General features: G+C 41.9%; 18 protein-coding genes. 13 read left to right on the top strand and 5 right to left on the bottom strand.

Features of this window, described 5'->3' with window-relative positions; translation table 11 throughout:
* Positions 1 to 23 precede the first annotated feature (23 nt).
* From M2273_RS15655 to M2273_RS15630, 6 genes are all read left to right on the top strand, one after another.
* Entirely contained in the window at positions 24 to 1,100 is a 1,077-nt protein-coding gene (locus M2273_RS15655) for an IPT/TIG domain-containing protein (protein WP_429398426.1), read from the top strand.
* A 160-nt stretch (positions 1,101 to 1,260) separates the two neighbouring features.
* Positions 1,261 to 2,139: an AraC family transcriptional regulator gene (locus tag M2273_RS15650; RefSeq protein ID WP_429398424.1), complete on the top strand. Its 879-nt coding sequence runs from the start codon at positions 1,261 to 1,263 to the stop codon at positions 2,137 to 2,139.
* Between the two features lie 181 nt (positions 2,140 to 2,320).
* Positions 2,321 to 4,153, top strand: a complete 1,833-nt coding sequence (locus M2273_RS15645; RefSeq protein ID WP_429398422.1) for a sodium:solute symporter family protein — start codon at positions 2,321 to 2,323, stop codon at positions 4,151 to 4,153.
* 12 nt (positions 4,154 to 4,165) lie between these two features.
* Complete coding sequence (locus tag M2273_RS15640) at positions 4,166 to 5,350, top strand: glycoside hydrolase family 130 protein (protein WP_429398420.1); 1,185 nt, start codon at positions 4,166 to 4,168, stop codon at positions 5,348 to 5,350.
* 6 nt (positions 5,351 to 5,356) lie between these two features.
* Positions 5,357 to 6,583, top strand: coding sequence for an AGE family epimerase/isomerase (locus tag M2273_RS15635; RefSeq protein ID WP_429398418.1), 1,227 nt, complete (start codon positions 5,357 to 5,359; stop codon positions 6,581 to 6,583).
* 14 nt (positions 6,584 to 6,597) lie between these two features.
* Entirely contained in the window at positions 6,598 to 7,719 is a 1,122-nt protein-coding gene (locus tag M2273_RS15630; RefSeq protein ID WP_429398416.1) for a glycoside hydrolase family 26 protein, read from the top strand.
* A gap of 239 nt (positions 7,720 to 7,958) precedes the next feature.
* Here the strand turns inward: M2273_RS15630 and nhaA are convergent, their stop codons facing one another.
* The gene (gene nhaA, locus M2273_RS15625) at positions 7,959 to 9,257 is read right to left on the bottom strand and encodes a Na+/H+ antiporter NhaA (protein WP_429398414.1); all 1,299 of its coding nucleotides are present in this window, start codon (positions 9,255 to 9,257) and stop codon (positions 7,959 to 7,961) included.
* A 155-nt stretch (positions 9,258 to 9,412) separates the two neighbouring features.
* Between nhaA and M2273_RS15620 the strand changes: the two genes are divergently transcribed.
* The gene (locus tag M2273_RS15620; protein ID WP_429398413.1) at positions 9,413 to 9,682 is read left to right on the top strand and encodes a hypothetical protein; all 270 of its coding nucleotides are present in this window, start codon (positions 9,413 to 9,415) and stop codon (positions 9,680 to 9,682) included.
* On the opposite strand, the gene M2273_RS15615 is transcribed toward M2273_RS15620, so the two are convergent.
* The 3 genes from M2273_RS15615 to M2273_RS15605 all read right to left on the bottom strand — a co-directional run bounded on the left by M2273_RS15615 (position 9,683) and on the right by M2273_RS15605 (position 12,567).
* Positions 9,683 to 10,834: an MFS transporter gene (locus M2273_RS15615; protein ID WP_429398411.1), complete on the bottom strand. Its 1,152-nt coding sequence runs from the start codon at positions 10,832 to 10,834 to the stop codon at positions 9,683 to 9,685.
* A 135-nt stretch (positions 10,835 to 10,969) separates the two neighbouring features.
* The gene (locus M2273_RS15610; protein ID WP_429398409.1) at positions 10,970 to 11,644 is read right to left on the bottom strand and encodes a hypothetical protein; all 675 of its coding nucleotides are present in this window, start codon (positions 11,642 to 11,644) and stop codon (positions 10,970 to 10,972) included.
* Between the two features lie 215 nt (positions 11,645 to 11,859).
* Positions 11,860 to 12,567, bottom strand: coding sequence for a DsbA family oxidoreductase (locus tag M2273_RS15605; protein WP_429398408.1), 708 nt, complete (start codon positions 12,565 to 12,567; stop codon positions 11,860 to 11,862).
* A 110-nt stretch (positions 12,568 to 12,677) separates the two neighbouring features.
* On the opposite strand from M2273_RS15605, the gene budA reads away from it, so the two are divergent.
* From budA to M2273_RS15590, 3 genes are all read left to right on the top strand, one after another.
* Positions 12,678 to 13,538 carry an acetolactate decarboxylase gene (budA, locus tag M2273_RS15600; RefSeq protein WP_429398406.1) on the top strand — a complete coding sequence of 287 codons (861 nt, stop codon included), beginning with the start codon at positions 12,678 to 12,680 and terminating at the stop codon, positions 13,536 to 13,538.
* A gap of 156 nt (positions 13,539 to 13,694) precedes the next feature.
* Positions 13,695 to 14,261 carry a carboxymuconolactone decarboxylase family protein gene (locus M2273_RS15595; protein ID WP_429398404.1) on the top strand — a complete coding sequence of 189 codons (567 nt, stop codon included), beginning with the start codon at positions 13,695 to 13,697 and terminating at the stop codon, positions 14,259 to 14,261.
* On the top strand, positions 14,261 to 15,499 hold the full coding sequence (locus M2273_RS15590; protein WP_429398402.1) for a DUF3179 domain-containing (seleno)protein: 1,239 nt from the start codon (positions 14,261 to 14,263) through the stop codon (positions 15,497 to 15,499). The genes M2273_RS15595 and M2273_RS15590 overlap by 1 nt, the downstream gene beginning before the upstream one ends.
* 206 nt (positions 15,500 to 15,705) lie before the next feature.
* Here the strand turns inward: M2273_RS15590 and M2273_RS15585 are convergent, their stop codons facing one another.
* Positions 15,706 to 16,005, bottom strand: a complete 300-nt coding sequence (locus tag M2273_RS15585; protein ID WP_429398400.1) for a hypothetical protein — start codon at positions 16,003 to 16,005, stop codon at positions 15,706 to 15,708.
* A gap of 178 nt (positions 16,006 to 16,183) precedes the next feature.
* Here M2273_RS15585 and M2273_RS15580 point away from each other — a divergent pair, with 178 nt between their 5' ends.
* The 3 genes from M2273_RS15580 to M2273_RS15570 all read left to right on the top strand — a co-directional run bounded on the left by M2273_RS15580 (position 16,184) and on the right by M2273_RS15570 (position 17,514).
* Positions 16,184 to 16,549: a hypothetical protein gene (locus tag M2273_RS15580; RefSeq protein ID WP_429398398.1), complete on the top strand. Its 366-nt coding sequence runs from the start codon at positions 16,184 to 16,186 to the stop codon at positions 16,547 to 16,549.
* Between the two features lie 178 nt (positions 16,550 to 16,727).
* Positions 16,728 to 17,084 carry a hypothetical protein gene (locus M2273_RS15575; RefSeq protein ID WP_429398396.1) on the top strand — a complete coding sequence of 119 codons (357 nt, stop codon included), beginning with the start codon at positions 16,728 to 16,730 and terminating at the stop codon, positions 17,082 to 17,084.
* A 58-nt stretch (positions 17,085 to 17,142) separates the two neighbouring features.
* Entirely contained in the window at positions 17,143 to 17,514 is a 372-nt protein-coding gene (locus tag M2273_RS15570) for a hypothetical protein (protein WP_429398394.1), read from the top strand.
* Positions 17,515 to 17,721: the final 207 nt, after the last annotated feature.

The raw sequence follows: 17,721 nt of genomic DNA, 5'->3' as shown, positions 1-17,721 counted from the left end.
ACAACATTTAAATTATAGTAATCATGAAAAAATTATATAAACTACTGATCGTACTACTCACGTTTGCTGGTGGCGCATCGGTAATAACATCATGTACAAAGGAAGCACAAAAGCCCGCTGCTGCTTCATCCAATCCAATAGCCGATAAGCTTGATCCCGATTCGGCTAAAGGTGGGGCTGCATTAATATTGACAGGTAGCGGCCTTGGTCAAATTCAATCTGTTGTTTTTGAAACGGGAAACGTTCCGGCCCCATTCAATACGGTACTTAATACTGATAAGGCTTTAATATTCAGGGTTCCTGATACGGCTAACGGAGGTAAACAGAACATTATAATTACCAACAAATTAGGTAAGCAATTGAAAGTGCCGTTTACTGTGATCGCGCTTCCTGTTATATCATCAGTATCAAATTACAATTTTACCAGTGGTACAAGCATCACAATTGCTGGCAATAACCTGGGCGATGTTACATCTGTAAAGTTTGTTGGCTCAAATGATGCAATTACCATTGTGTCAAAATCAAAAAAAGAACTGGTTATAACCATGCCTGCAAATAGTTCGGTTTTGGGCGCGCCTTTAATTATTACTAATTCAACAGGCCCGGTTACTACTACCCAGGTATTTGAAAATTTGGATAAAGCTTACAAGATTTTTACAGATGATTATGGTACTGATGGATGGGCTAATAACTCATGGGGCCCGGCAACAATATCTGCTACGGTATCCAAATCAGGTACAAAATCATTTGCGGCAACCTATGCTAAGGGTAACTGGAGTCAGGATGGTTTTTCAAACTGGTCTAATGGTTTTGCCAGTAATCCATCTTACAAATACCTCACATTCTGGCTCAAAGGAGCATCAGAAGATTATACCCTTTACATCACTGGCGACAAGCGTGCAGGCGGGTTCGGTAACTCCGATGTATCGGCCCCGATCACTGTTCCGGCAAATGTTTGGACTTATTTTAAAATACCGCTTACCACGCTTGATCTTTGGAACAAAGGGACACCGTTTAATCAATTAGGTTTCTGGATAAAGGGACCTAATGACCAGGATGAGACATTCTATTTTGATGATGTACTTATTGTAAACCAATAATTACGCCTTAACATCCGGCCTGCAAAAGACCTTGCCGGGCCGGATGTTTTTTAACCAATGGGTACAGTTAATTTACAACTACTAATAACAATGTATATAAATTGATTTTTTTATGTTAAATTAGTATCAATATTAACACTCTTATTTGTATGCCTAATATATGATGACAAGTAACGTAATGCGTGAAATAACACCGCTAACCCCAAGCGATTGCTTTACTATTTTTTCGAGGGTCAAAAAAAAGTTCGACTTCCCGCTTCATTACCATGACGAGTATGAGCTAAATCTGATCATTAATGCCAAAGGCGCCAAGCGGGTTGTGGGCGGGCATATCGAAGTTATTGACGACCTGGAGCTGGCGCTGGTAGGGCCAAATCTGTACCATGCCTGGTTTACGCATCAATGCCAAAGCGAGGAGATCACTGAAATTACCATACAATTCCATAAGGATCTTTTTGATGAAAAATTTTTGAAACGCAACCAGTTAAGCTTTGTGAAAAGTATGCTGGAGCGTTCACAAAGAGGTATTGCGTTTTCGCCCGAAACTATTCAGGCACTTAAAGGGAGGATATTGGATTTGGATAAAAAGAATGGATTCGACTCAGTATTAGAGCTATTATCCATACTGCATGATCTTTCCATATCGCGCAATATGAAAATGCTTTCGGATCCAAGCTTTACCAACGAAAAGTTTTATTACAACAGCAGGCGCATTGAAAGGGTGTTTGAGCACATGAACATGAACTACAATAAACAGGTTACCCTGGCCGAAGTGGCTAAAATTGCCAACATGCCCGAGGCCTCGTTTAGCCGGTTTATTAAAAAACGTACCGGTAAAACGTTTATTGATAGCCTTAACGAAATAAGGCTGGGCCATGCTTCACGTATGCTTATCGATTCGACCACTACCATAGCCGAAATTGCCTATAAATGTGGCTTTAACAACATATCAAATTTCAACCGGATATTTAAACGCAAAAAGCTTTGCATCCCTAAGGAGTTCAGGGAAACTTATACCGGTAATCGCGTATTTATTTAAGTTTTGACATTCAATTGGCGATGATTTTGAAAATATCAGGGCCATTTTGTTAAATAAACCAAAATATAAAGTTAAAATAGTATTATAATAGGGTTGTTGATAAATTTATTTTAGCATTAACCTTTATATACCATTTGACACCGACATCATATTGCCATATCAGCACCTTCAAACAACCTAAATGAAATTACACTTACTTGATGTTGCCATTATAGTTTTATACTTGTTAAGCACCATTTTTATAGGTTTATGGTACCGTAAAAAAGCGCGCGAAAACAAAGAAAGCTACATGCTTGGAGGTAAATTATTACCCTGGTATAAGCTGGGTTTAAGTGATGCTTCTGACATGTTCGACATTAGTGGTACCATGTGGATGGTAAGCCTGTGTTTTGTGTATGGCATGAAAAGCATCTGGATACCCTGGCTATGGCCGGTATTTAACCAGGTGTTTTTAATGATGTACCTGTCGCGCTGGTTACGCCGCTCAAACGCGGCCACTGGTGCCGAATGGCTGGCCACCCGCTTTGGCAAAACCGGTTCGGGAGTAGGTGAGTCGCATATGGTAGTTATCGCATTCGCGCTGTTAAGTTGTCTTGGGTTTTTGGCTTATGGTTTTATTGGATTAGGCAAATTCATCGAAATTTTTATTCCCTGGGAGTTGGTTAAGGCTTATGTACCGTTTAATGTCGCGCCGCAGTATGTGCCGCACATATATGGTATTGTTTTTACCCTGTTTGCCATGTTCTATTCCATTTTAGGCGGAATGCATAGCATTGTACTGGGCGATATGATCAAATACAGCATCATGACGGTGGCCTGCATCTGGATTGGTTTTATAGCAGCAAACAAATTAATAGGTCATAACCTTAATGTGCCCAACGGCTGGTACAGCCCCTTCTTTGGTAAAAACCTGGGCATGGGCTGGACGGGCATCATCAACGAAGTAAATCAAAAGATAAAGGACGATGGCTATTCGCTGTTCGGTTTATTTTTCATGATGATGACCTTTAAGGGCTTTTTTGCCGCATTGGCCGGGCCGGCGCCTAATTATGATATGCAAAAGATCCTCTCTACCCGCTCGCCCGAAGAGGCCAGCAAAATGAGCGGTTTTGTAAGCATCATATTATTGCCCATCCGTTACTCGCTCATAGTAAGCTTAACCGTATTAGGCTTGCTATATTATAATGAAATGAACCTAAAGGATGCCACCGGTGCTATCGATTTTGAAAGGATTTTGCCGGCGGTTATCAATAACTTTTTACCAGTTGGCCTGGTAGGATTACTGCTGGCCGGTTTGCTGGGTGCGTTCATGAGCACATTTAGTGGTACCATGAACGCGGCGCAGGCCTATATAGTGAATGATATCTACTTAAAATATGTTAACCCAACGGCATCTACCAAAAAAATCATCGCCATGAATTATCTGGTTGGCGTGGTTGTGGTTGCAGTGGGGGTGATCCTTGGCTTTTTTGTGAAGGATGTGAACAGCGTTTTGCAATGGATCGTATCCGCACTGTATGGCGGCTATATAGCATCGAACGTGTTAAAATGGCATTGGTGGCGCTTTAATGCCAACGGATTTTTTTATGGCATGCTGGCGGGTATATTATCGTCAATGGTATTCTCATTACTTATACCATCGGGTGAGTTATTGTATTGGTTCCCGTTGTTGTTTTTGATCTCCATGGCAGGTTCTGTCATTGGATCATACGTTACGCCGGCAACGGACATGGAAGTGTTAAAATCGTTTTACAGCAATGTGCGGCCCTGGGGGTTTTGGGAACCCGTTAAACAATTGGTAATGGCGGATGACGCGGCATTTGTACCCAATAAAAATTTTAAACTAAATATGTTTAATGTGGTGGTTGGTACCGTAGGGCAGTTATGCCTTACTATATTACCTATGTACCTCATATTAAATCAAAAATTGCCCTTGCTGGTTACCATCGGCCTGCTGGCGATTATCATGATGATACTGAAAAGAACGTGGTGGAATAAATTAAAAGATTATTGAGAATTAGCTTATATGATACAGGAATTTAAACAAAGGTTAGCCAGGTTGCAGGATGAACTTACGCGACTGATCAACACCCCTAATGAAATAGCAGGTACAGGCAATGGTATTTTTGATCGCTACAAGCACCCGGTGTTAACAGCGGCGCATACCCCAATTAACTGGCGGTATGATCTTGATGCTAAAACAAACCCGTATTTAATGGAGCGTATTGGTATCAACGCGGTTTTTAATGCAGGTGCCATAAAATTTAACGACAAGTATTTGGTGGTTGCCCGCGTTGAAGGAGCCGACCGGAAATCGTTTTTCGCGGTAGCCGAAAGCGCCGACGGGATCAATAATTTTACCTTTTGGGATTACCCGGTTGATTTGCCTCAAACTGATGAGCCCGATACCAATGTGTACGATATGCGTTTAACCCGGCACCAGGATGGTTGGATATATGGTCTGTTTTGCACCGAAAGGCGCGATCCAGCAGCCCCGGCGCATGATCAGTCAATGGCGGTAGCAGCCTGTGGTATAGCACGTACAAAGGATATGATGAACTGGGAACGTTTGCCCGATCTGAAAACCAATTCGCCACAGCAACGGAATGTGGTATTGCACCCGGAGTTTGTTTATGGTAAATATGCTTTATATACCCGTCCGCAGGATGGTTTTATAAGTGCCGGAACTGGCGGCGGTATTGGTTTTGGCCTGTGCGATAACATAGAAAATGCGGTTATTGATCAGGAAACTATCATCGATAATAAAAACTACCACACCGTTTATGAGGCCAAAAACGGCCAGGGACCTGCACCTGTTAAAACCCAACAAGGATGGCTGCATTTGGCGCATGGGGTGCGTAATACCGCCGCGGGTTTGCGCTATGTGCTGTATATGTTCATGACCGATCTAAATGATCTTACCAAAGTATTATACAAACCTGGCGGTTATTTTTTAGCACCCGAAGGCGAAGAGCGTATAGGTGACGTCTCAAACGTAGTGTTTTGTAATGGCTGGATAGCTGATGATGACGGCACAGTTTACATTTACTACGCATCGTCAGATACCCGGATGCATGTGGCTACTACCACTCTGAATAAACTAATTGATTATGTGATGAATACCCCGGCCGATGGCTTAAGGTCGTCTACATCGGTTGATGCCATTTATCAGATCATTGACAATAATAAAAATCAATTGCAGGAAAGCTAATTGTAAATGATCATGCACCGGGAAATGACCGATAACAGGAGAGTTCAGCAACAGTTGAATTTGTATAAAAGCGAACTTACTGAGGAGTTGCAAAACATCATTAATTACTGGTTAAAGAACACTTATGATGAAATAAATGGTGGTTTTTGGGGCAAAATTGATCACGATAACCAGGTAAATCCCAACTCATCAAAGGGATCAGTGTTAAATGCGCGTATTTTATGGAGCTTTTCGGCTGCTTATAATCAAAAACCTGATGAAGCGGTTTTGCAAATGGCGCACCGTGCCTATGAATATATTATAGCCTATTTTATTGACTATGAATTTGGCGGGGTGTATTGGTCGGTTGATAATAAAGGTAATAAGCTGGATACCAAAAAACAAGTGTATGCCACTGCGTTTACCATATATGCACTGAGCGAATACTACATGGCATCGGGCATAGAAGAGGTCAGGGACCTTGCGGTCAGCTTATACCATTTACTGGTTGATAAAAGCTACGACCAGTACAAAACCGGTTACCTTGAAGCATTTACGCGGGATTGGCAACCGATAAATGATCTGCGTTTGAGTGCAAAGGATGCCAACGAAAAAAAGACCATGAACACCCATTTGCATGTATTGGAGGCTTATACCAACCTGTACCGTATTTGGCCTGATGAAGTGCTCAGGAAGCAAATAGAAACGCTTATTGATAACTTCTGTGATTATTTTATTGATGCTCAAACTCATCACCTCATCCTGTTTTTTGATGAGGATTGGAATCGCCGGTCAGACACGGTATCATACGGACATGATATTGAAGCCACCTGGCTTTTGCAGGAAGCCGCCGGGGTGATAAGCGATCAAGTACGTGAAGAGCGGGTAAAAATGATCTGTTTGGAGATAGCTGATGCAACATTGGAGGGGTTGGATACTGATGGCGGTTTATGGTACGAGTATGAACCGGCTGCCCGGCATCTCATAAAAGAAAAACACTGGTGGGTGCAAGCCGAAGCGATGGTTGGTTTTTTTAATGCCTGGCAAATAAGCGGCGATGAAAAATATCTCGATCTGTCGGTAAACAACTGGGCTTTTGTAAAAAGTAAAATACTGGATAAACAAAACGGCGAATGGTTTTGGGGTATTACCGCCGATGGAAGCGTTATGCCTGGTGAAGATAAAGTAGGTTTATGGAAATGCCCTTATCACAACAGCAGGGCTTGTATCGAAATTATTAAACGAATACACTAAAGAAAAGAAATTACATGGAATGCTTTAAGGTGCTCATTGCCGGGATTTTAGTGTTTTACAGTTTGTTTGCTAATGCGCAATTATTTAGCCCCAGTGATAAAAGGGCAACTACCGAAACCAGGGAGCTCTTTTATAGTATGCAGCGTTTGTTGGGTACCGGGGTAATGTTTGGTCATCATGACGATACCGCGTATGGCGTAGGCTGGAGGTTTGATCCCAACCGCTCAGATGTGAAAAGCGTTACCGGATCATACCCGGCTTTATATGGCTGGGACCTGGCCAAAATTGAGCATGATAGCACTAAAGATATTAACGGCATACCATTTAAACTGCAAAAGCAATTGGTAAAAGATGCCTATGAGCGCGGTGGCATTAACACCTACTGCTGGCATATGGATAACCCGGCCAATGGCAAAACCGCCTGGGATACCACCCAGCACACGGTGAAAGACCTGATCCTCGGAGGGGCTTACCATGACGTTTACGTAAGCTGGCTTGATAAAGCGGCAGCCTATATTGCTGATCTGAAAGGGTCGCAGGGCGAGGCTATCCCTATTCTTTTCAGGCCGTTTCATGAGCTTACGGGTAACTGGTTCTGGTGGTGTAAAAATACCAGCACGCCCGATGAATTTAAAACACTATGGCAATTTACCGTTGATTACCTGCGTAAAAATAAAAAACTGCACAATTTACTCATCGTATATTCAGTAGCTGATTTTGACTCGGAAGAGCAATTCCTGGAACGCTACCCCGGCGATGATTATGCCGATTTTATTGGCTTTGATAATTACTGCACCAAAAGCGTTCCTTACTACCAGGCCAAGCTGGATAAACGCCTTACCATTTTAGATGCCATCGCCGCCAGGCACCACAAATTAGCTTGTCTGCCCGAAACCGGCTATGAGCAAATTCCCATGGCCGATTGGTGGACTAAAGTGTTATTGCCAACCCTGTCAAAACATAAAGTATCATACGTAATGGCATGGCGCAATGGCCGTACAGATCATTATTATGCACCATATCCTGGTCAGGCCAGTGCCGATGATTTTATAAAATTTTACAGCAGCCAGCAAATCATGTTTCAAAACAGGTTAACGCCATTGGGTGTGTATGGCAGGCCTAATTTGAGTAAGTAGTTTTGAGTGGTGAGTTCTTTGCCAGTTCAAACGAAGGATGCACATTGCCTGTTCAAGCGTCCACGCTTGAATAACGTCCTGGGTAAGCGTCCACGCTTACTTTAAATAATTGCATATGTAAGCGTAGGCGCTTACCCTTATGTAAGTTCAAGCGGAGGACGCTTGAACTGGCGGTAGATGCAATGAAAATAATTAAGAATGGCTTTAGCCTAATTTACATAGCAAATCATACTAACCATTCATGACTTTTTCAACATCATCACTCCAAGCACACCAGCCAGTAGTGATGCCAACAAGATGCCATATTTAGCCTGATCAATCATTTCGGGGTGAGTAAAGGCAAGGCCGGATATAAACAACGACATGGTAAAACCAACACCGGCCAACAGTGCTACGCCAACTATTTGTTTCCAGCTGGCTTTAGCGGGTAATTGTGCACCAAACTTTACCATGAGCCAGGTAGCCAGCAATACACCTATAAACTTACCGGCCAATAAGCCAACTGCTACCCCCAAACTCACCGGGTTAACCAGTGACGAAAAAAAGTTGGAGCCAATAACAATCCCCGCATTTGCCAAAGCAAAAAGCGGCATTACCACAAAGGCTACCCAGGGGTGCAGCGCGAACTCCACTTTTTGCAATGGGGTTTCGGCATCCATGCTTAGTTCTTTTATTTTTTCAATAGTATCGTGCTGCTCGGGTGTGGTTAAAGTGCTGTTGTTGGGAATGGCCTTTTCAAAATCAAACAAAAGCTTACGCAGGCTTTCGGCATAATTTTTTTCGTTGATCCTTGTTCGTGCCGGGATGGTAAAGGCTACCAGCACACCTGCAATAGTGGCATGTACACCAGATAATAAAAAGGCTACCCAAACCCCAAAGCCTATTACCAGGTAAAAAATAATGCTCCGTATACCCAATTTATTGCCTATAAGCAGGATCACCAATAGCCACATACCTATGGTTAATGGCATTAATGCTATGTGCGAACTGTAAAATATAGCTATTACCAGCACCGCGCCCAGATCATCAGCGACAGCCAATGCGGATAAGAATACTTTTACCGATGTTGGGATATGTTTACCGGCAATAGAAAGCAGTGCAAGTGCAAAAGCGATATCAGTTGCCATAGGTATGCCCCAGCCATGTTCGGCTGTTGTGCCTTTATTAATAAAAAAGTAAATAAGGGCAGGTACCAGCATCCCGCCCAGGGCGGCAACCATGGGTAACGACGCTTTTTTTATAGTGGATAGCTCGCCGGCCATAAATTCCCGCTTTAATTCAAGTCCGATCACGAAAAAGAATACAGCCATCAGGCCATCATTTATCCACAGGTGAAGGGAGTGATCAAGAACATAGCCACCAAAGCCTAAGGAGAGTTTAATGTCCCACAGATCATGATAAAAGTGTTGCAAGGGAGAGTTTACCCATATAATAGCAACTAAAACACTTATAAAAAGTACAATACCACTGGTATGCTCCTGGTGTATAAACTTATTTACTGGTGCGGTAATTTTATCAATAGGAGATGGCTGCCTCATGCTGCCTAAATTAAGGAATTTTTATCAGGCGGAATTAAATAACCGATGATGTTTTGATTATGCAGATAATCAGATTGCGGGTATTAAACTATTAATCAACCTCAAATATTTAAAACCAATTAAACGGGTTAAACCTTTAATAATAAAAAAGAATTATGAATGTTTATCAGCAAAAATGGATCGATGTATTGAATAATGCTCACTTGCAGGGATGGAAAATTGAAGCCCGGGGCGAGGATATATTTATTGACATGCCCCATGTAACCGACCTTAAATTAATACGGGATAACCTGCCGCAAACCTTAGGGTTAATGTCCCTGGATATTGAATTGCCTAAAGAGCGCTTGAACTTTATTTTTCATAATGGATATGAGCAATTTGAATACCTGCTTAATCCCAGTGAGGCAGATCTGAATGAGGAATGATCAGATCTTGGCTTTTGACGATACAATCACTACCGAAACACCCATAGCAGCTATAAGTATAAATGATACCCTTAAGGTAGCCATGCCGGCAATAAAACCAATAATAGGTGGCCCAACTAAAAATCCCAAAAAGCCTATGGTTGATACTGCCGCCAGGGCAACACCCGGTTGCATGGTTTTTGACTTACCTGCCGCGCTAAATACCATGGGCACTACTGATGATACGCCCACACCTACCAATAAGAAACCCGCAATAGCGGTATATACATACGGAAATGCCACAGCTATTAATAATCCTGTGGCGGTTAATGCACCGCTAACTTGCAGGGTGCGTTTTAAGCCATAGCGGTGAGCAAACCAATCGGCTCTGAACCTGCCGGCCGCCATGGTTAACATAAAAGCCGTAAAACCTACACCTACAAAAGCTGGTGGTGCAAGTACTACTTTCTTGAAATAAATAACGCTCCAGTCAAACATCGCGCCTTCGCATATCATGGAACAAAAGGCAATAACGCCCAGCTTTATCAGGGAATGATCGGGCATTACAAATACGGGGCCGGGATCGGTTACTTTATCATCTTTTAAATACCGTGCAGCTATAATCACCCCTGTAAAAATAACCACCAGCATCAGCAAAAAATGATAAAGGGGGGAAATGTTATTGGCTATCATAAAAGTGCCTACGCCTGCACCAGCAAATCCAGCCAGGCTCCATAAACCGTGGAACGAAGCCATTATTGGTCTTTTATACAACTCCTCGGTAGCTACGGCCTGTGTATTAACGGATATGTTAACCGCGTTACTGCTAAAGCCAAAACATACCAGGCAAATAATAAGCTGAAATGTATTTTGCGCCAAACCCAGGCTTACCAAAGCTGTAGCGTATACCAGTAAAGCGCTGATCAGTAATTTGCGGCTGCCTATTTTAGTGATGATCCAGCCCGAAAACGGAAGGGAGCACATTAAACCTACAGGGAGCGAAAATAAAACAGCGCCCAGGGCGGCATCAGAAAGGCCCATGGTTTGCTGAACTGTTGCAATACGTGATGCCCAGCTTGAAAAGCTTAATCCAGCCATAAAAAACATAGCTCCAACAGCAATGCGGAGTGCTTTTTTTGATGTTAAGACTGGTAATTCAAGTGCGTCGATCATTGTAATTATGGCATCAAAGTGTAAAAAGTACACTATTGCTTGTGTTTACAAAGATATAGCAATTATTTTATACTTTAATACGCTAAATCGTTTTTTACTTTAGTGTGAATTAGGACTTTAACGCGAATAAAAAAATTATAAACCATTTTCCAGCCATACGGTAGCTTCCGCATTTGTTAATGTTAAAGAAGCGCCTGTCCCATCTATGGGATACAACATACAGGAAAAAGTAAGTTTAATTTTTAGTCCCTCTTCCCTTCCAATTTCAGCTGGTACCGAAGTTATGGATACAATATTAACACTGCCTGTTTGTGCTCCTCCTTTTGCACTTGTATATAATTTGCCCTGGCTATCTACATAAGTAATTGATACAAATTTGGCGTCGGCGGCATCATGATCTGTTCCAAAATTCCATGTGCCCGTTTTAACAAACGACTTGAAAACTACTGATTTATCATCATTAGGCAAGGCGTGAAACATGCCAATTTCAACCCCAAATTGTGGTTTAAACTCTTTAGAATCTGATAATAACGCGGTAAGGCTGCCTGTAATTTCGCCCTGGTCATTTGAAGTAGCCGAGGCTGATCCCGTAACCCAGCCATCAAAGCCATCAGTTTCCTGCCAGTTTAATGCCTGGCCATTTAAAGTACCTTTCAAATAGTAATCTCCCGTACTTGCAGCGCTCGTATCTGGTTTGATATACCCGGGAATAGGGATGATTTTGGTTGGATAAATATCCGGGTCTGGTTTACAGCTATTAATGGCCGTAAGTAAAAACAAAAAAGTAGCCGCCTTGTACAGGTTTTTCATACACACATTTATGATAAGGTTTTACCCGTACTAAAGATAATAATTGTTTAGGCTTATTAAAAAATATTAAAACTATTTAACGGTTGCGTTTGTATGCATAGCTGCAAACAAGGTAAGCTATAGGTGAAAATGGGAAAAAGCGGGCGGAAATAGAGAAGTGACTTAGGAGGGCACCCACAGTATTTTTAAACTGCGGATGCCTGTATAATATATCATTAATTGCAATCACCATCGGGCGAACATGATTCACCTTCAATTATGGTTAGTGCAGGTTTTTTGTTTTCCAGCTGCCATTCGGTAAATGATTTTTCAATTGTTTCCTGAAACACCGGAACGGCCTGTGCGCCGGATATGCCGTATTTGTTGTTTAACACAAAGAACGGAACCCCTCTTATACCCAGATGCTGCGCTTCGGCAATATCATGTTTTACATCATCGGCATAGGTGCCGCTATCAAGCACCAGCTTCACTTCTTCGGCATCAAGACCTATTTCAGTACCAAGTTTAATAAGGGTATCCTGATCATCAATATTCAATCCATCGGTAAAATATGATTTGAATAAAGCTTCTTCAGCTTTATCACCAAGATTATGTTTCTTGGCCAGGTGACTAAATCTGTGGGCATTAAAACTATTGGCCACAACCGATCTGTCAAAATTATAGGTAAGACCAACTTCTGCAGCCATTTGGGTCACATGGTCATTCATTTGCCGGGCATAATCCAGTGTCCAGCCTTTTGCATCAGCAAGGTATTGCGTAATATTTAGGGTCGGATCAGTTTTCATATCAGGATTTAGCTGAAAGCTTTTCCACTCTATTTCTACCTGGTCCTGGTGTCCGGAATGCTGCAGGGCCTCTTCAAATCTTCGTTTACCAATGTAGCAGAAGGGGCACATCACATCAGACCATATTTCTATCTTCATGTTATTTCTTTTATTGATACACAAAACTAACATACCCGCGTGGCATCCCCGTAAGGGCAAAGTAAAATTCCCGGCAGCTTAAAATATTTGTACTTATAATATTTGTACACATGCCCATAAAACAATTGCTTTGTAAACCCCAACTACCATATATGATGATGAAAAGAAACTACCTGTGTTTTTGCCTTTTAACAGTACTTATCTGTTATAGTTTTACATCAGTTGCGCAGCAAAAGGCGAAGCCGGCTAACCTTAACGATAATAATTTGTTTAGTGCGGGTATTGCCTCCGCATTTATAGCCGGGCTGTATGATGCGTGGTACCCCTATAAACAGCTTAAACAGCACGGCGATTTTGGCCTGGGTGCGCCCGACCGTGTAGATGGCGAACTGTTAATATTTAAAGGCAATTTGTATAAAACGCAATATACCGGCAAAACTACCCAACTTGCTGATACCGGCAAAACACCTTATGCAATCGCTTGTTTCTTTCACCCTGTTAAGGTTTATAAACATAGCGGTACGCTAAACAAAGCTGCGTTTTACAGTTACCTGGATAGCTTGCTTACCAACCAAAACGGTATTTATGCTATACATATCAGCGGTAAATTTAAATTGGTTAAGGCCCGTGCGTTTCCGCCGGCAGATAAGCCTTATTTACCCCTTGCCGAGTTACTTGACAAGCAGCATTTTTTTGACCATGCCGATTTGCAGGGCGACCTGGTAGGTTTCAGAATTCCTAAGTTTATGGAAGGCCCTCATATTGCCGGCTATCATTTTCATTTTTTATCGGCCGATAAAGTGTTTGGAGGGCATGTGGTTGACCTGATTGCCGAAGACATTACCGTTGAAGTTGACCCGTTGAGCAGTTTTACACTGGATATACCGCAAACAACTGATTTTAACAATTTCGATTTTAAAAAAGACCGCAAAGAAGAGATCAAAAGCGTAGAGAACGGTAAAAAACAGTAGTGTTTAATAAAAGCGGGAAAAAGCTGGTTTTACACTCAAAAATAATTATGCTGTGTTTTTTCTTTGTAAAAGTAATTTTTAATAAATTCGAAATAATTATAAACCAGATTGTTATATTTATTGGTCGGTGCAAACCGGTAACCCCTAACTATTGATATGCCATACATACCATTGGACGAAAACCTGCCCGGAATTACAGGTTTATTGAACTATCGTCAGGATACTGCTTTGCCTATCAGGCAACTCACCCAGATACTTTTAAGGGGCGAATCGACCCTTACCGAAGGTGAGCGCGAACTGATTGCCACAGTGGTTAGTAATGGTAATCAATGCAGGTTTTGCACCAATGCCCATACCGCTGCGGCTGATGCGCTTTTAGGCGAAACTGAAACTTCTGAAAAGGTAAAGAACGATCCGGACAATGCGCCTGTGAGCGAAAAAATGAAATACCTGCTGGAAATTGCCCGCCAAACCCAGGTAAACGGTAAAAACGTTACCCCGGAACTGGTAGCAAATGCAAGAGAAGCCGGGGCTACCGATCTTGAGATCCATGATACTGTACTGATTGCCGCTTTGTTTAGCTTATATAACCGTTATGTGGATGGCCTTGCCAGCGTAACACCAACCGATCCTGCTTTTTACGGCAGACTTGCAGGCATACTTAAAACAAGTGGTTACCTGCCATCGCCAAACAGGTATGCCGCCTTAACCCCCGAAGTATAATGAAAGATCAAAACAGAACGGGGATATTTTGGTGGGGCTTTATGTTGTTGATATTGCCGGGACTGGTGCACGCTTATCTGCTGATGCCTTTTCCGGGTAGCCAGGATCTGAACGCTATTACTGTATGCTATTATCTCGAAAAAATTGTTAATCCGCTACGTATAGTGGGTGTCTTGCTTGTTGTTTGGTACCTGTTTAAATATTATGCAAAAAACTCAACAAAAGGCAAAATTGTAAAGGCAGTGGTGTTATTACTATGCATGGGCAGTTTTTACTTTACTGATATTGCCTACAAAGCCGAAAGCATGTTTAAGGAAACGGCGTCGGCAAAGTTTGCCAATGGTCTTACTAATAGAGTTCCGCTAAACTTTCTGGTGATCGGTGTGATAAACAACGGTGTTGCAAAAGCCTATCCGGTGGTTTATCTGGGTTATCATCATAAAGTGCAGGATCAGGTAGGTGAGGTGCCAGTTTTGGTAACTTATTGCACCATGTGCCGCACGGGCAGGGTATATAGTCCGGTTATAAACGGTGTAAAGCAAAATTTTAGACTGGTGGGCGCAAGGCATTATAATGCCATTATTGAAGATGAAAGCACCAAAACATGGTGGTACCAGGCTACTGGTAATGCCGCCGTTGGCGAGTTAAAAGGTAAGCAATTAAAGGAATTGCCTTATGAGCAATCAACCCTGGGCGCCTGGCTGCAAAAGCACCCAACATCGGTCATTATGCAGCCTGATAAATTGTATACTACTGATTATGCCGACCTGAAAAATTACGACCGCATACAAATAGTTGATCGCGATAGTACGCTTAAAAACAAAGATTCGCTGATCAAAAAAAGCTGGGTAATAGGTGTAATTGTAAATGGCCAGGCCCGGGCTTATGACTGGCGCCACCTGAATAACAAACGCCTGCTTAATGATGAACTTGACCACAGCTCCCTGCTGATAGGTATTGAAAAAGACAGCCTTACATACCATGCATGGAACAGTACTATAAAGGGTAAAACACTGCACTTTAACCTGGATAATAATGGCCTGCTTACCGATGAGGAAACAGCTTCGGTTTGGGACTGGGATGGTGTATGCACGTCTGGTCCGCAAAAAGGACAGCAGTTAATCAAAATACAAGCTTATCAGGAGTACTGGCGTTCCTGGAAGCATTTTCACCCATCAACAACGTTTTGGAAGGACGGAGGGGTAACAGAGTCTGAGCCCATGGCGGGTATTTACTGATTTTGATGTAAGCGGAGAGTGCTTTTATGTTGGCTAAGCAAATCGCAGAGTGCTCAATTGCCACTGAGGCTGTTACTTTTGTCTTGATACAAAAGTAACCAAAAGATCAAGACAGAAAAAAGCACTTTTGTTACTTTTGGTGCAACAAACGGCGCAACCCTCTTGAGTACCTATAAAAACAATAGACAACGAAAAAAGTAAAGGCACTACCCTTCAATAACAGCTATAATCTTACCAATATCGCTATCAGTTATCAGCTCATCTTCGGCTATGTTGGGGTAGTATTTGTTTAGTATCTTTTTTATGATCAGGTAGCTTTCTATTGATTGAATAGGTGGGTTGGCCAGCTCATTAATAATGGAGCCTACCATCTTGATCTTTTTCGCCTCGTATTGGTTCAGTACAAAATCAGAAGTCTTTTTTTTACGACTGAGCACAATCAAGTCATCAAGTTTCTTGATATCTTCAATCAAGTCCATCAGCTTTAATACTTCCACTTTTTTCATCGCGTCAAAATTAAACAAATATTTGCGCCACTAAATAACATTCAGTTAATATGTAAAAATAAATAACATAACTGTGCGCTTTAGCTTTAAATAAAGCCAAATTGTGGTGTTTTAAATAATTTATGCTTAATAGATTTTTAACAAAAAACACATTATCTTAGGTAAATAAAAACTCAATATGAAAAGAAAGATTTTTACTACTACGATGCTGGTAGGCTGTTTTATGGTTTGCCTTGCTGCTATTGCTGACCTTAATGGTAAATGGGCCGGAAAATTGGTTATGGGCGATGGTTCAGAATATCCTTTGCTGTATAATTTTAAGATAGACGGCGATAAATTAACCGGCACTGCTTTAACCCCCGAAGGTGATGTACAGATAGCCGCAGGTAAAACAGATGGTACCACTTTTTCATTCAATGTAACCACCAGTGGTATGGATATACCTCATACCGGTAAATTTTATGGCGACTCAACCGCTATTGACCTGGAGATCAATGGTTCAAAAATACACTCCGTATTAAAAAGACCAGAAGAAAAGAAATAATAAAAAGCCCTGTCTAAAGATCCTTTGGATGGGGCCAACTTTTTTGGAGCCCTCCCTGCCAGGGAGGGCTGGATTCCTTACTAATCGGTAAGGTTTTTTTATTTATCAAACTTTTTAAGAGGGCAATTGTATCTCCATAACAGCACGTTATTAGTTGCTGACAGCAAAGCCCCCTGCCATGAAAAAAAAGATAGTTGCAACTACCGCGTTAATCGTGTTTTTTGTAGTTTGTTTTGCCGCTGTGAACGATATAAACGGAAAGTGGACTGGTACGTTAAAACTTCCGGATAACAGTACCTTTGAGCTGAGCTATACCTTTAAAATAGACAGCGGCAAACTTACCGGAACCGCACATATGCCACAATGTGATGCAAACATTACTGATGGCATGATAAACGGCAATGACTTTTCATTTAACGTGCCCGTGCCCGATGGTAATGCCCCGCATACCGGTAAACTTTACCCGGACTCCATTAAACTGCATATTGTTTATAAAGGCGAACACCTAAGTGCTGTATTGAAACGGAGTAATTAATTTGTTTTTTTTATTTACCGTTGCATATTAAAAGCTTAGCTACTACCTTTGCGCCAACATGCTGCAACGTATTACAGCCTATTTACTCATCATTTCACTGGTTACAGTTAATTTCTCGCGTTTTTTTATTTATGCGGGTTTTGAACTGAACAGGAATTACATTGCCACCAAACTTTGCGAAAACCGGAATAGACCCTGGTTGCACTGTGATGGTAAATGCTATTTCGCGAAAAAGATAAAACAGGCAGAGGATAAGCAGGCCAGCGATGAAAGGCAATCGCAAAAGAGCCTCTTTCAGGAGGTTTATGTTATCAGTTCAACTGATATTAAATTCCACTCCAGCTTGTTGCAAATTATTGTAACCCCCTTTGATTGTACCTTACCGGTTAACCGTGTTGGTGCAGTTTTCCGCCCTCCGCAGTTAGGATAACCCCATTTTATTTTCCCGGATTTTATTTGATGGCTTTGTCGTATGCTTTTGCATGGTGATTGTTTTGTCGTCATTGCAGATTTTCATCATATCATTGCGAGGAACGAAGCAATCTCACAGGACAGGTGACGAACATAAACGATGAGATTGCCGCGCTATCGCTCGCAATGACAAAGTAGTTAAAAAGCAATAAAGCTCAATGTCATC

Source organism: Mucilaginibacter lappiensis (assembly GCF_050433765.1).
Classification (GTDB): domain Bacteria; phylum Bacteroidota; class Bacteroidia; order Sphingobacteriales; family Sphingobacteriaceae; genus Mucilaginibacter; species Mucilaginibacter lappiensis_A.
This window is presented reverse-complemented; position numbering and strand designations above follow the sequence as displayed.